Raw genomic sequence first — 15,106 nt, 5'->3', positions numbered from 1 at the left:
TCACCACCATTTAACCATCTCTCAGGCACCCTGCAATCTGCAAGGCAGGCAATGAACTGGCAATAATTAACTAATAAGTAGTACAGACACGCTCTTGAGTTCTCAAACCACCACCACACCAGCCGGCTCATCAACCTCAACCGAGGAGAACCAGCCGCGCTGAGCAGCAAGAGATAAACTTACACCAACCCACGCTAAAACGCAAACCCACCAAAAACAAACACCCCAAAACCATTGAAAACAAGCCAAAACACCGGCGTGTCGAAAACCACGAAAAAACACCAAAAAAGCATGCTATCTGATATTGAATCTATAAAAACTTTTTAAAAAATAATAGATTTCTTAAAAAATACACAAAAATAGGATAAAAATACGCAAAAAATCAATAACGCTCACGCATCAACACGCATATTAAAGATTTCTGCCAGACCTGCAATATCTGGCTCACCATATTTCGCAACCAATTGCATCCAACGATTAGCATTGTCTTCACCAAATCGCGCAGCCTTGCGACGATAAGAATCGACTGTCAAAAAACGAGGAGGTATCGATTTGCTGTTATATTTATCCGCAACCATAACAATTTCTTGCTCAACTGTTTGCGGAATATAGTCTTCAGCAGGAAGAGACAAATTTTGCGCAATAACTTGCTCTCGAGTTAAGCCAACTCCAGTATGATTGCGCGCAAATTGCGCAGCATCCTCACTAAAACCATTATCAATTAAATATTTATATCCACGCAAACCATGCAAAATATAATTCGGTCCATCAAAGCGTAATATGCCACCAGCGTTGCTACTGCCATCACTTTCAAGCACAAAATACGTGCCAATATCGTGCAACAATCCACCTATTAAAGCTGCGTATTCATCAATATACTGTTTTGGAGCTAAGCCACCACTAAGCGCAGGTAATATTGCATAACTATCTCCGACAAGCTCCTGAAGGCAATTTTTTGCTATTTCAGCACGCTTACGCAAAGTTTCACTCATTTGAGCAGCACGATTTTCAGCGGACAAAAGCATATTGCAATGATGAGCAATTTGCCAAGCAATTGTTGAGATTACAACACAATGACCGTGAATAAGCTCATAAGCAGCAGAAGATGGTGCAGTTGCACTATGCAATTTCTCTACTTCACCAAAATCAGGTAAATCAGCGAGTTTTATCGAGTTGCAATTAAGTATACTTTCTGCACCATTTTCCATTTTAAGGCTCTTCCTTAAGATTCTTACTTAAGATTATTTTTTGCACTCTTTTCAGTTGCTGCACTCTTTTCAGATTTCACACTATTCGCATCATTGGCACGAGCAGCATCCTCCACAGCCTGCACAACAGCATGCGTTACATTCGCTGCATCGATATTTGCTCCATCTTTATTAGGCTTCTTCACGCTAACTTTTTTTGTCTCTTTAATTGGAACTGGGCTAATTTTCCCAGTATTGGCAAGTTTTTCGTTAGCAAACATCACATTAGCAGCAGCAATATCTCGTGCGTTCATAACAGCAGTCTGCTCCGCATCAGTAGGTCTGATATCTTTCACAACGTGAATATTAGTTTCAAGCGCTGAGGCACCTTGCAAAGATTGAACTGCTCGCTGAGAACAGTCTTCACGCTTCAAACGCGGAGGTCTGCGAGTAGAAATAAACAACGGCTGCACTTCAACAACTGGATTGTAAGGAGCCAAACCAAACCATTTAACAGGCGTACCAGCAACATGTCTAATTGCATATTTCATCTTTAAAGATAACGCTCCACGCACAGAAATATTAGATTCCGGCATCAACGCTTTGTGCAACAGAACATATCGAATTGGTCCAATATCTGGATCTGCATCAACCTTCGGATACACGGATTTTTGCTGAGGAAGTTCGCCCGTGTGCGACAAGTCATGCATAATTTGGTGAAGATACGCTGGTATAGAAGGCGACACTTTAAATCCGAGTTTAATTTTTACGCGGAATAAGTAGTCCGTACCGAAATTCTCTACACAATACTCACGAGTAAACGGAGCGTCATCTGTTTCTACAGAAACAGCCCACCAAGCTCTAGCACGCTTTGGATGGTCGGCAAAAATAGAGAAGAAGATTCCAGTATCGAGACGCTTCATTTCACAATCGGAAGTCAAATACACAATATTGTCAGCGAAATACGGAATACGGAAATCTCCGTGCAACTTATCTAGCACAGGTAGGAAATCTTTCGGTTTCATGTGCAAACGTTGCGAACGCTCAATTTTAGTTCCATCTTTCCAAGTGACCATAATGATCAAAATTGAAACACCGAGCAGCATAGTAAACCAGCCACCGTGCATGAATTTCGCCATGGAAGCCACAAAGAACATCATCTCAATCATGAGGAATACGATTGCAAATATGAAGGCACCAAATCGCTTCTTCTGATACCACATGTGCACTGTAAGCAAAATAGTCGTAGCAAGCATAGTTAGAGTTAAAGCTAAACCGTATGCGCCAGAGATATGTTCAGAATCGCGGAATACTGCAAGAACCGTAATAGTGGCAACACACAGCACAACATTCACAACTGGAATATACAGCTGTCCACGAGTTCTAGCAGGATATCGCACTTGCAAATGTGGCATCCAATTTAGGCTTGTTGCCTCAGAAACCATTGTGTATGCGCCTGTAATCAGTGCTTGAGAAGCAATAATGCCAGCAGTAACCGAAAGAATAACGGCAACATATCGCACATTCGGTTCAAGCATTTGGAAGAACGGGTTCAAACCTTCTATTGACCATAATGCTTTATCGTTTTGATTTTTCAACATCCAAGCGCCTTGCCCAAAGTAATTCAGCAGCAAAGCAATTTTAATAAACGGCCAGGTTGCGTACACATTGCCTCTACCAACATGACCCATATCAGAATATAACGCTTCAGCACCGGTAGTAGAAAGGAAGATCACACCCATAACCGCTAATCCCTGCACATTATGCGTGCTAAACAGGAATTTTATGCCATAAATCGGGTTAAGTGCTTCAAAAATAGTCCAATCTTGGCCAATGTTCATGACACCAACCAGCGCAAGGAAAGCAAACCAAAGCATCACAACAATGCCAAATACTTTGCCAATTCGCTCGGTTCCGCGTTGCTGTACAGAGAAAAGTATGACGATTATAATAACCGTAATCATCATCGACAAATTCTCATTTTCTAAGAATATTGGCTTAAACACTGCAATAGTGCGCAAACCTTCAACTGCTGAAGAGATGGAAACTGCAGGAGTCAGCACAGAATCTGCCAAAAACGCGGCTCCACCAATCATTGCCGGTATTGCAAGCCACGCGCCTTTTTTACGTAGAAGCGAATATAAAGCAAAAATGCCACCTTCGCCTTTGTTGTCTGTTCTCATTGCAACAAATACGTATTTTACGGTTGTAATTAATGTGATTGACCAGAACAGTAGCGAAAGCATTCCGTAGATAGTCGCGCGATTTATGTTTTGCAAGCCGCCTTGACCTGCTAAAAATGTTTGCGCAGTATAAAGCGGAGAAGTACCAATATCGCCATAAACAACGCCAAGAGCAACAATTGCCATTCCCAATGTAAAACGATCGGAACTGGTTTGCAATTTTGCCCACCATCTACCTAACGGACCTCGTACTGCACTAGCAACAAGCTTTTCTGCTTCTTTTACCTCTTGCGCTTGCTGCTGAGCTATTACTTTGCGCTCTTCGCGTGTTGTCGTTTTTTTTGACACCTGAGGAGCCTTAGTAAACGAGGCAGCTCGCAATATAGCATCCTTAGTACCTTTTAAGGATTTAGTGCTTTTCTCGGAATCTTTCGCGCCGTTGCGAGGATCCTTTGTACTATCGTTTGATGGTACAGCAGTGCGTGACTTAGTCATGCTTAATTGTTCCTCCATATATGAGGTTTCTTCTTGATGCCAACAAGAAGTCGCATAAACCTCACACCTCACAGTTTTATTTCCGTACTTGGATATTGTATACAACAATAGTGCATCGCGCAAAAAATATTAAAAAATCCTTGAAAATTAAGGATTTTATATTCCTAAAATTCGTAAATTTTTCGCGTATTTTCGCGTGTAACTTTCGCTGCTTGCAATAACGATATATTTAGAACTTCAGAAAGTGTTTCTAGCGTATAAGGAACCATATAAGGCGCGTTTGGCCGTCCACGATACGGCATTGGCGTTAAATAAGGCGCATCCGTTTCAACAGTTATATGGTCTTCGCCAATAATTCGCGCAGATTCGCGTAATTCATCATTGCCTTTGTAACTTATCGTTCCAGAAAAACTTGCGTACCAACCGTGCTCTTTCAATATTTCGGCTAAATCCACACCACCAGCATAACTGTGAAATACTGTTCGCTCAGGAGCGCCATCTTTTAGTAAGACTTTTACTACGTCTTCATGCGCATCACGATCGTGAATTTGTAAAGGTAAATTCAGCTCTTTTGCGAGCGCAATATGGTCGCGGAAAGCTTCTATTTGCGTAAGTCGCGCAGGCTCTCCCGTACGAAAGTAGTCTAAGCCAGTTTCGCCTATTGCCACTACTTCTTTTGGATGAGCAATTACTAGCGAGCGCAAATGTTGCATAGCTTCGTCAAATGGAATATCGTGATACGGCTTGTAAACTATCGGCAGTCCGTCAGGGCCTTTAGCTCCTTTGTGACCATGTAATACTGCTTCGTTTGGGTGTATTGCTATTGCTGCGCGAACTGAATTTTCATGCGTTTGAGCAAACTTAATCGTCGGCTCCCAATCTGGATATTCACATCCGACTTCTAGCATGTGCGAAACGCCTGATGATTTTGCTTGAACAACTAAATCGTCTGCAGTAGGTTCCGCTATTACATCGCGGCCTTTTTCTGCTAATTCTTGATTCAAATTATGTGCAAAATCCACAACGCTAATCATGTGCGTGTGATCGTCTGCAATTGTTATGCCTTCTTGTAGCAGATTTTCCCATACTGCAGATTGCGTTGCTAAAGCCGGCGCCCAATTATGTTCGCGATGATGTTTACTCATATTTTTAAGTCTACTCGCAAACTCAACTGTCAATTTTTATTGAATGATAAGTATTTATAAAACTGCTTTGCGAATTGCATCATATTGCGATTTTACAAGACGATAATACGCTCCTCTTGCCTCCATAAGCTCGTTATGAGTGCCTTTTTCAACAATTTCTCCATGATCGATTACACAAATCAAATCCGCATTCTCAATCGTCGAAAGCCTATGCGCTATTACAAAAGATGTGCGATTTTTAAGTAATTGAGCTAATCCTGCTTGTAATGCTTCTTCTGTACGAGTATCAATATTACTTGTTGCCTCATCTAGAATAAGAATTCGCGGATTCGCAAGCAATACTCGCGCAAACGATATAAGCTGACGCTGACCTGCAGAAAGAGTGGCTCCGCGCTCTTCAATTTCAGTATCGTATCCGTTCGGTAATCCTTCAATAAATTCGTGAGCATGAACTGCGCGCGCTGCATTCTCAATTTCTTCATCAGTGGCATTGAGCTTCCCATAACGGATGTTCTCGCGTACGGTTCCACTGAAAATAAAGCTATCTTGCAACATTACGCCCATTTGTTTTCTAAGAGATGTGAGCGTTACTGAACGTACATCGTACCCGTCTATAGTAATCGAGCCTTCTGAAACGTCGTAGAATCTAGAAAGAAGACTTACAAGAGTTGTTTTTCCTGCACCAGTAGGTCCCACAAGAGCTACAGTAGTGCCAGGATTAACATGCAAATCAACCAAGTTTAATATTGGCCTTCCATCTTCTTCGTAACGGAAAACAACGTCGTTTACGTCTACTTTTCCTTCGATTTGAGGCAATTGAATAGCATCTGGCTTATCTACAATATTTGGCTTAATTCGTAGAGTTTCAAAAATTCGTTCCAAATAAACTGAGCACGTTACAAGTTGCGTATAGAAGTTTCCAATATTTACTACTGGATCCCAGAAAGTAGTCGAATACCAAACAAATGCTATAAGTGTTCCCGTGCTCACGTTCATTGCACCTAAGTTTGCTATGCCAGCGTAATACAAAAGCGCTATTGCTGCAGTCTCAATAATTGAAGCACCAGGCCAAAGTAACATTTGCACTCTAACGTTTCGCATCCAAGCACTTCTTACTTCTGCTTGTTGCTCTTGGAAAGTAGCGTATGCTGTAGCTTCTCGCGCAAAAGTTTGCGTTGTTTTTACTCCTGCGATTGATTCGTGCAAATACGCATTTAAATTACTTTGTTTATTTGATAACTTTTTAGACGCTTTTCTTTGCAAAATTTGTAAAGTTCGCGTCCAAATTATAAATATTGGGAATAGCACCAAGCTCCACAAAGCCATTCGCCAATCTATAATAAACATTGTTATTAATGTAATAATAAGCACAAAAACGTCAGAAAATACGTTAATTAAACCGGATGAAAGCGTGTCAGAAAGCGTATTGATGTAGTTTACGATGCGAATCAGAATTTTCCCATGCGGACGCGAATCAAAATAGTCAAAAGATAATGATTGCACGTGCGTAAAGATATCGCGGCGCATGTCTTTGATTATCATCTGGCCGATGCGTGTAATTGCTAAAGTTCTGTACGCTAAACCAAGCTCATACAATATAATGAGCAGTGCGAATACGGCAATAATTGTATATAAATAATTGACATTTTTCTGAGGTAATACAACGTCGATTAGCGTTTTCGTAATCATTGGCATCGCTGTCATAATTATGCTGCCGCTAATAACTACCATAATTACGAATAGAAGTTTAGTAGCATACGGCTTCATATATTTTCTAACGCGCATAAGTTCGTGCACGTTTATGTGTTCTTCTTGACCTTCGTCTTCACGATAAGTATTACGTTGTGCCATTTCTACTCCCCCTTCGTTTCGAATCCTGCAGACCTGCCAGTTTTAAAGCCAAGTTGCTTTCTATAGATCTCCCAATACCTCCCGTGCGCTGCAACAAGCTGAGCATGCGTGCCGCGTTCAATAATTTTCCCGTGATCTAGCACAACAATCATGTCTGCATCTTTAACGGATGAGATTCTGTGCGCAATAGTGATTATTGTGCGCGTGCCATCAAGCTTTTTCAGCTCCTGCTGAATATGCTCTTCCGTTTCCATATCTACAGCAGAAGTTGTATCGTCCATAATCAAGATTGCAGGATTATTTGCCAACGCTCTAGCTAAGCTCAAACGCTGCTTTTGCCCACCAGAAAGACCTACCCCACGCTCGCCTACTACTGTTTCATAGCCTTCTGGCATATCCATAATAAAATCGTCTGCTGCAGCAATTGTTGCCATCGTGCGAATGGTATTATCTAATTCCTTACAATTTTCTTTAGTTTGAGGTAATCCAAAACTAATATTTCCTGCAATAGTGTCCGAAAATAGGAATGTTTCCTGCGCAACTATGCTAACTTGGTTACGAACAGTTTCTAACGGCCATTCGCGCACGTCTTTTCCGTCAATTAAAACACGACCACGCGTAGGATCATAGAATCTTGCTATAAGACTTACGAGAGTTGATTTGCCGGAACCAGTTTCACCAAGAATACCCAGTTTGCTTCCAGCAGGAACGTCTAAATCAATATCTTTTAAGATTGGAGAGTCTTGATCGTCTGGGAATGAAAAATCAACATGCTCAAAAGTAATTTTACCTCTAATTTTAACGGTTTCGTCCGCTTCTTTTGGATGTCTAATATGCGATTCTTGCGTAAGAAGTTTGCGAATATTCACGCATCCTGCGTTAAAACGCTGCCAATCATTAATAAGCCAGCCCACCATTCGTACAGGCATGTGTAGCATCCAAAGGAAGCTATTAAAAGTGACGAATGCACCTAAAGTCATGTTGCCATTCAAAACAAGCCATCCGCCGAAACCAACTGTTATAAGCTCAAGCACAAAACCCATGCCATCGAGCCAAGGCATGTATTTTTGAGTATTTTTTGCAAGCGTAATATTGCAATTAAAGTAGTCTTCGTTGCACTTATCGAATTTCTTAGTTTCGTAATCCTCACGCACGAAAGCTTTTACTACGCGATTCCCCTCGATATTTTCTTCCACCATTGAATTCATGCGCGCAAAGGATTCACGAATTGCAAGGAATTTCGGTCTAGCTTTTTTGCCCATAATTTTTGCGAGCAGAAACAAAAATGGCGTAATTGACATAAGTGCTAAAGCGAGCTTCCACTGAATTGAAAACATTATAACCAGCGCTAGCACGAACATTACTACACAATCTAACGCCATATACGAAACCCAACTTAAAATATGACGAATCGCGTCAGTATCCGATGTCATACGACTCATAATGTCGCCTGTGCGCGTGTGATTAAAGTACGTAAAATCGAGAGAATGAAGCTTTTCGTACTCGTCGCTCACCAGGCGATACACGGCATTTTGACCAAACTTTTCCATTAAAAGCTGGTAAATATACCTTGAGCCAACGCGAACAATCATCATTGCTACCATCAAAACGCATACGCTTATAAGCAAATTATGCTGTTTGCCAATAATGATTTTGTCTACAATAAAGCCCGAAAGCAACGGCATTGTCATTGCCATCGTGTCATTGATAATAAATAGAAAAATAGCAAGCCAAACTTTCCACATGTCCGGCTTACAGTATTGCAATACCCAGCGCACGTTACTCGCATCTTTGCGTTTATTCGGATTGACGTACATGCGCCAGCTTCTCCTTTGTTTCCGATTTTGCTTTTTGAGACTTAATTTTAAATTTATACTATTTTCTCACATTAGCATACACAAAAAGATGTGGCGTGTAGCCAAAAGACTACACGCCACATGCTATAAGTTAAGCAATCAGCTTAGTAAACTTGCGCGAATTATCGCTACAAATTTACTTACTTCTGCCAGCCCATATCCTCTGGGTAGGTGCTTGCGTAACCAGCAGGGCCGTTGTTAGCAAAGCCCTTCTTGAACACCTGGTAAATAGGAGGAGCAGAAACTGGAAGAGTTCCGTAGAGTGCGAGAGCTGCAGACTCTGCCTTGTTTGCATAATCAGTCTGTTCCTTGTAATCGTAGGTCTTGCCAATCTTGTTGAGCATAGCATCAATCTTCTTATTGCCAACGAGACCGAGGTTGGAATCGCTATCAGACTTGTAAACCTGGCTTGCTGCAGACAAGAAGCTCAATGGAGATGTGGACTGCCATGCCAATGGAAGCACCTGGTACTCGTGCGAAGCAACAACCTCGGAGAACTTAGCAACAGCATGGTTCACAGTCTTGCACTTAATTCCAGCCTTCTTCATCATGGCCTGGAATGCGTTAGCAAGAGCTGCCTGAGTAGAATCATCGCCGAAGAAGGTGAAGGAAATCTCAAGAGTCTTGCCATTCTTGGCGTAGTAGCCATCCTTGCCCATCTTGTAACCAGCAGCTTCAAGGGTCTTCTTAGCGTTTTCGGTGTTGTACTTGCCGTCAGCAGGAAGATTGTTCTTGTAGCCAGCCTGGAACATGGAGAGAAGCTCAGAACCTGGCTGCTCGCTCTTCCAGTTCATGCCCTGGAACTGAATCTTGTTGTAGGTAGCAACGTCGAATGCCTGAACAACAGCCTTACGAACTGCAAGCTCGTTAAGTGGCTTGGACTTAGCGTTGAAGTTAAGCACGCGAACCTTGGTGCTGTAGCCGTAACGCAGCTGAGCACCCTTAACGCTACGAGCAGACTTGATTGCGTCCTTAGAAGAAATGGTATCGGTTACAGCATCGATTTCACCGTTCTGGAAAGCGTTCAAAGCTGCAGTATCTTCCATACGCTTTACAACGACCTTATCGAGCTTTGCCTTCTTACCCCACCACTTTGGATTGCGGGTGAAAACAACCTGATTTTCGGTTGCGGATTCAATCTGGAATGGACCTGCACCCCACTCGTTGTGAGGATTGTTTACCCAACCCTGGTTGAAGGTCTTAACGTCACCGGCCTTTGGATGAACCAGTGGAGCGAAAAGCATTTCCCATGTTGCGCATGGCTTCTCATAAGTCACTATAACCTGCTTTGGAGTGGAACCTTGTTCAACACTCTTGATGCAGTCATAGCCTTCAGTACTTGGGACGGAGTAATCCTTGTTCTTTCCGTTCAAAGCCTGCCAAGTAGCCTTAAATGCGGTGTAATCAATATCAGTGCCGTCATTCCACTTGGCCTTTGGGTTCAAGTTGTACTGAACAACGAGTGGCTTATCGCTAACCTTCTTGACGGAAGTGATGTAGTCAGGGTTGTACTTAAGCTTTTCACCCTTAACGGTGTCATAAGCCATAAGATCTGGCTGGTAGAAGCCCCACAAAGTATTCATGTAACCAGTGTTACCGTCGTTAGAAGCGTAATTCCAGTTTGGACCGAGAACAGGAAGAGCAACGGTGTAAGTGCCGCCGTCCTTAACGTTGTCACGTGACTGTGGATTATCGTAACGCTTGTTGACATCTGGCATTGGAAGTTCGCCAGTGTAAGAAGTGTCAACACCAGCAGCTGGCTCTTCAGTCATACCTGCTTTACCAGCATTGTTAGTAGCACCGCCGCAAGCGCCGAGCAGCATTGCAACAGAAAGTGCAGCTGCGGCAAATACAGTCAGTTTACCTGCATTTGTATTTTTCATGATTCCTCTCATTCCCCGGATGATGTCCGTCTTCCGGTATGTTGTATGAGTATATACAACTCTATGACATTCGACAAATCGTTTTCACAAAATATTGATTTTTTTCTTTTCAACTTTATGAAAATTAGGCAAAAAAGAATAATTTATTATCTATAATGAGCAAAACAGAAAATTTTTTAGTTTATTTTGGCTAAAAAACAAAATATATTACGTTTTTTAAATTTATGTTACACAATAAAAAATCGCGCATGTTGTAATAAACATGCGCGACTAAGTAATTTATTCAGATTGATGAAGATTAACTAAAATCAACAAGTCATGAATTACCTAACATCGTCAAAATTATCTTCTTCAGAAAGAATAATACGCCTACGGTTCTTCTCAATTGTAGGATCCGGAATTGGCACAGCGCTAATCAAAGCCTGAGTGTAAGGGTGCTTTGGATTATCAAACACCTCATCCGTTTCACCAGATTCAACAATTCGACCGTGATACATAACAGCAATACGGCTAGAAATGTGACGAACCACAGCCATGTTGTGAGCCACGAACAAGTAAGCAACACCCAACTTGTCTTGCAAATCTTCAAGCAAGTTAATAATTCCAGCCTGAATAGAAACATCCAAAGCCGAAACTGGCTCATCAAGAAGCAAAAGCTTAGGATTCACAGCCAAAGCGCGAGCAATAGCGATACGCTGACGCTGACCGCCGGAGAACTGCGTTGGGAAGCGATCAACTTGATCAGGATTCAACTCAACCAATTGCATAAGCTCAGCAATACGCTGGCGAATTTCTTCCTTCGACTTCTTTTGCACGAGCAAAGGCTCGGCCAAAATATCGTAAACAAGCATACGAGGATCAAGCGAGCTCATTGGGTCCTGGAACACGTACTGAATCTTAGAACGAAGTTCGCGACGCTGCTCACGAGTCAACTTATCGTTCAACTCAGTACCAAAAACTGTAATAGAACCAGACTCAGGCTTCTTCAAGCCCATAATCTCCATCAAAGTCGTGGACTTACCAGAACCAGACTCGCCAACCAAAGCCACAGTTTCGCCTTCACGAACCTCAATACTCACACCATCAACCGCGCGAACTTCGCCAACCTTGCGTCGCAAGAAGCCACCGCTAGTAATTGGGAATGTTTTAACCAAGTTCTTAACATCCAAAACAACTTTTCGTTGTTCACGAGGAATGCCTTCAAACATTGGCTTAATTGGCTTTTCGGTTTCCGCATGAAGCAACGAGCGAACAGTTTCGCTTTCAGCTTCAAGACCCATCATTGTGCTGTCGTCGCCGCTTTCTTCTTCAGCCATAAGCATATCCATAGTCGGCTTAGAAATTGGAGTCAAACGACGAGTGCGCTTTTGATCAACGCGAGGAACAGCACCCAACAAGCCAATAGTGTACGGCTGAGTTGGGTGAGCAAAAATCTCTTCAACGCTATTATGCTCAACCAAATGACCCGCATACATAACAATAACTTCGTCTGCAACGCCAGCAATTACGCCCAAATCGTGAGTAATAAAAATCATTGCAGCGCCGGTTTCGCGCTGAGCTTTCTTCAAAACTTCCAAAACCTGAGCCTGAATAGTCACATCCAAAGCGGTAGTAGGCTCGTCGGCAATAATAATGTCAGGATTATTGGCAATAGCCATAGCAATCATCACGCGCTGGCGCATACCACCAGAAAACTCGTGAGGGAAAGCCTTCAAACGCTCAGCCGGCTTAGTAATACCAACCAAATCAAGCAATTCAATAGAACGCTCGCGAATCTGCTCTTCAGTCATGTCAGGATTATGAATAACCAAAGCTTCCTTAAGCTGATCACCAATAGAGAAAACAGGGGTTAAAGCAGAAAGAGGATCCTGGAACACCATAGCAATATTCTTGCCACGAATCTTACTCATTTCTGCATCAGACTTAGTTAAAAGCTCCTCGCCCTTATACTTTACAGAGCCTTTAACGCTAGCGTTTTTATCCAGCAAGCCCATAACAGCCAAGGACGTAACCGACTTACCAGAACCAGATTCGCCAACGATACCAATAGTCTTTCCGCGGTACAAATCAAAATTCATTCCGCGCACAGCATGCACAGTACCAGCTTCAGAAGCGAAGCTAATTTGCAAGTCGCGTACTGAAAGCAACGGTTCGTTGTTTTGATCTTCCATCGTGGTTTCTTCCTTAATAGCGTTATTTGCAATATCAGTCATGTTTATCACTCCAAACGCTCGTTAGTCGGCCTTACCAACAGACCTAGAATATGGATCAATGGCATCACGCAAACCGTCACCAATAAGCTGCACGGAGAAGGTTAGCAAAACAAGCACTGCAGACGGCACCAAAAGCACCCACGGAGAAGTCTGCACAACGCTTTGGCCAGCATTAAGCAAAGTACCAAGAGAAGTATCCGGAGCCTTAATACCAAGGCCCAAGAAGCTCAAAGCAGTTTCGCCGTTAATCGCACCAATAACACCAAGAACCGTGTTAATAATCAATACAGAACCCAAGTTTGGAACCAAGTGGCGCACAATAATGCGGAACGAAGAAACGCCCTCGAACTTAGCTGCACGAACATACTCACGTTCGCGCAAGCTCAAAGTCAACGTACGAAGAGTACGAGCGTAACCAATCCAACCAAAAGCTGTTAAGCCAAATGCCAACCACAGCCAATCGCTACCACCACTAGAAGCACTAATGATCAAAGCAATCAGCAGGAAGGAAGGAACAATCAGCAGCATGTCCAAAAGCCACATACCAACCTGCTCAAACCATCCTTCGAAGTAAGAAATAGCAGTACCAACCAAAGCAGCAATAACTGTAATGGTAATAGAGCTAACAATACCAATGGAAAGTGAACGACCAAGTCCGCGCACAACCATTGCGTACATGTCTGAACCGCCTGGCGTAGTTCCCAGCCAATGCTCTGCAGAAGGAGGAGTTGCTAGAGAAGAAAAGTCTGGTTCGTCGTAGCTCCACTTTGAAATCTTTGAGCCAAACAAAGCAAAAAGAATCAAAATTACGAACATAACCAAGCCCACAACTGCAGACGGGCGACGGAAGAATCGACGCGTATAAAGCGTCATCTTACCAGTGCGCTTAAAGTTGCCCCAGGCACCAGCAGTAGCTTTTCTATCTGCAGCAGATTCTTGAGGTTTTGAAGATACATCTTTTTTATTCATATCAAATTCACCTACACTGTTCTGCTAGTTCAAACGAATACGTGGGTCGAGCCAAGCAGAGAAGATATCTGCAAGCAGAGCACCAACTAAGGTACATACAGCACCAAACGCTGCAATAGCAACAGAACCGTTAATATCGTTCTGCATAATGGTCTGAACGAAGTAGCTACCAAGGCCGTTAATAGCAAACACGGTTTCAGTAATCACAGCACCCGTAAACACGCCTGCAATAGAGAAGGCGACGTCAACAGCTGTTGGAATCAAAGAAGTACGCAAAGCGTGGCGGCGAATAGCCAAATTCAAAGGTAAGCCCTTAGCGCGAGCCGTACGAACGTAATCAGCATTCATAGTATCGAGAAGATACGTGCGCTGCGTTAAATGATACCCAACCATGCCAGGAATTGTCATAACAATCGTCGGCAAAATCAAATGCTGAAGGAAGTCAAGAAGGAACATGAACGGGTCAGAACCTTGGTAAGAGTGCAAACCAGTAACGTAGAAAAGTCGCACGCCTGTTGCGTGGTTAATGCTAATAGCAGCAAGCACAACCATCAAACCCAAAACTGCTGCAGGAACAACCAACAGGAAGGTTGCGGTGGAATTAAGAACTCTATCTTGCCACTTGTACTGACGGATAGCAGTGTAAACACCAACGCTAACACCGAGAACAATGCCAAGAATTGTAGCGCCAGTAACCAGCTGAACAGATGCGCCAATACGAGACATAATTGCCGGGCCAACTGGAGCCTGATCTGGGCTCAATCCCCAATCCCACTTAGTAAAAATGTTGTAAATCCAACGGCAATAACGAGTAAACACTGGAGTCTGGTCGTTAATATTTGCCAAATCCAAAGAACGGTTGATTGATGCAATAGGTGGATGCGGATGCCTAGACATGTAGTTCGAACGCGGTCTCATAAAAGCACTTGTCAAGAAATATGTCATGGATACGGCGACGAACAACATCACCACATAATTCAGGCATCGTTTAACGATGTATCGTATCATTGTGACTCTTTTCTACGACTAGCCATTTTTTACCTCCATTCGGCATCCATAAATCTTGTGATTTACAGTATTGCCGATCTAACACTCGACCTTGAAAAGGGCGTGTTTGAATCGACCCTTGTCAATCCGGGACACATAATTAGTATATTTTTAGCCAAGCTATGTACAAAGAGACAAACAGAAAATATTTTTACACAACACTTTTCTCAATACCCAAGGGAAAAATTTCGTACATATAAGTTACATTATACATATCTAAACATGCAAAAAAGCGCAAAATATCAATGATTTCTAGCTATATTTTTACACAAAGATA

Annotated in this window: 10 protein-coding genes; all 10 read right to left on the bottom strand. The window is 42.6% G+C overall.

Translation table 11 applies throughout. The annotated features are described in order from the left end of the window. Positions 1 to 102 precede the first annotated feature (102 nt). Positions 103 to 249 (bottom strand): hypothetical protein, encoded by a 147-nt coding sequence (locus D0T18_RS06810; RefSeq protein WP_162861153.1) that lies wholly within the window; start codon positions 247 to 249, stop codon positions 103 to 105. Positions 250 to 392: 143 nt separating this feature from the next. Further along, on the bottom strand, positions 393 to 1,208 hold the full coding sequence (locus D0T18_RS06390) for an HD domain-containing protein (protein ID WP_004107986.1): 816 nt from the start codon (positions 1,206 to 1,208) through the stop codon (positions 393 to 395). A 23-nt stretch (positions 1,209 to 1,231) separates the two neighbouring features. Then, entirely contained in the window at positions 1,232 to 3,865 is a 2,634-nt protein-coding gene (locus D0T18_RS06385) for a KUP/HAK/KT family potassium transporter (protein ID WP_102155833.1), read from the bottom strand. 164 nt (positions 3,866 to 4,029) lie between these two features. Next, entirely contained in the window at positions 4,030 to 5,010 is a 981-nt protein-coding gene (locus D0T18_RS06380; protein WP_116432088.1) for a TatD family hydrolase, read from the bottom strand. A 54-nt stretch (positions 5,011 to 5,064) separates the two neighbouring features. Next, the gene (locus D0T18_RS06375) at positions 5,065 to 6,861 is read right to left on the bottom strand and encodes an ABC transporter ATP-binding protein (protein ID WP_116432087.1); all 1,797 of its coding nucleotides are present in this window, start codon (positions 6,859 to 6,861) and stop codon (positions 5,065 to 5,067) included. Between the two features lie 2 nt (positions 6,862 to 6,863). Continuing rightward, on the bottom strand, positions 6,864 to 8,678 hold the full coding sequence (locus D0T18_RS06370) for an ABC transporter ATP-binding protein (protein WP_033888404.1): 1,815 nt from the start codon (positions 8,676 to 8,678) through the stop codon (positions 6,864 to 6,866). Positions 8,679 to 8,857: 179 nt separating this feature from the next. After that, entirely contained in the window at positions 8,858 to 10,600 is a 1,743-nt protein-coding gene (locus D0T18_RS06365; protein ID WP_162861152.1) for an ABC transporter family substrate-binding protein, read from the bottom strand. Between the two features lie 323 nt (positions 10,601 to 10,923). Then, on the bottom strand, positions 10,924 to 12,813 hold the full coding sequence (locus D0T18_RS06360) for an ABC transporter ATP-binding protein (RefSeq protein ID WP_116432085.1): 1,890 nt from the start codon (positions 12,811 to 12,813) through the stop codon (positions 10,924 to 10,926). A gap of 21 nt (positions 12,814 to 12,834) precedes the next feature. After that, entirely contained in the window at positions 12,835 to 13,782 is a 948-nt protein-coding gene (locus tag D0T18_RS06355) for an ABC transporter permease (protein WP_064621662.1), read from the bottom strand. A 24-nt stretch (positions 13,783 to 13,806) separates the two neighbouring features. Continuing rightward, the gene (locus D0T18_RS06350) at positions 13,807 to 14,790 is read right to left on the bottom strand and encodes an ABC transporter permease (protein ID WP_033888405.1); all 984 of its coding nucleotides are present in this window, start codon (positions 14,788 to 14,790) and stop codon (positions 13,807 to 13,809) included. Between the last annotated feature and the right edge of the window lie 316 nt (positions 14,791 to 15,106).

This window comes from Gardnerella swidsinskii (genome assembly GCF_003397705.1).
GTDB lineage: Bacteria > Actinomycetota > Actinomycetes > Actinomycetales > Bifidobacteriaceae > Bifidobacterium > Bifidobacterium swidsinskii.
The sequence above is the reverse complement of the archived record's forward strand: the minus strand, read 5'-3'. Positions and strand labels throughout refer to the sequence as shown.

Bases quoted from the DNA above. Each gene is read 5' to 3' on its own strand.
- D0T18_RS06350 (WP_033888405.1), bottom strand. From the start codon at position 14,790: ATGATACGATACATCGTTAAACGATGCCTGAATTATGTGGTGATGTTG.
- D0T18_RS06360 (WP_116432085.1), bottom strand. From the start codon at position 12,813: ATGACTGATATTGCAAATAACGCTATTAAGGAAGAAACCACGATGGAA.
- D0T18_RS06365 (WP_162861152.1), bottom strand. From the start codon at position 10,600: ATGAAAAATACAAATGCAGGTAAACTGACTGTATTTGCCGCAGCTGCA.
- D0T18_RS06390 (WP_004107986.1), bottom strand. From the start codon at position 1,208: ATGGAAAATGGTGCAGAAAGTATACTTAATTGCAACTCGATAAAACTC.
- D0T18_RS06355 (WP_064621662.1), bottom strand. From the start codon at position 13,782: ATGAATAAAAAAGATGTATCTTCAAAACCTCAAGAATCTGCTGCAGAT.
- D0T18_RS06385 (WP_102155833.1), bottom strand. From the start codon at position 3,865: ATGACTAAGTCACGCACTGCTGTACCATCAAACGATAGTACAAAGGAT.
- D0T18_RS06370 (WP_033888404.1), bottom strand. From the start codon at position 8,678: ATGTACGTCAATCCGAATAAACGCAAAGATGCGAGTAACGTGCGCTGG.
- D0T18_RS06380 (WP_116432088.1), bottom strand. From the start codon at position 5,010: ATGAGTAAACATCATCGCGAACATAATTGGGCGCCGGCTTTAGCAACG.
- D0T18_RS06375 (WP_116432087.1), bottom strand. From the start codon at position 6,861: ATGGCACAACGTAATACTTATCGTGAAGACGAAGGTCAAGAAGAACAC.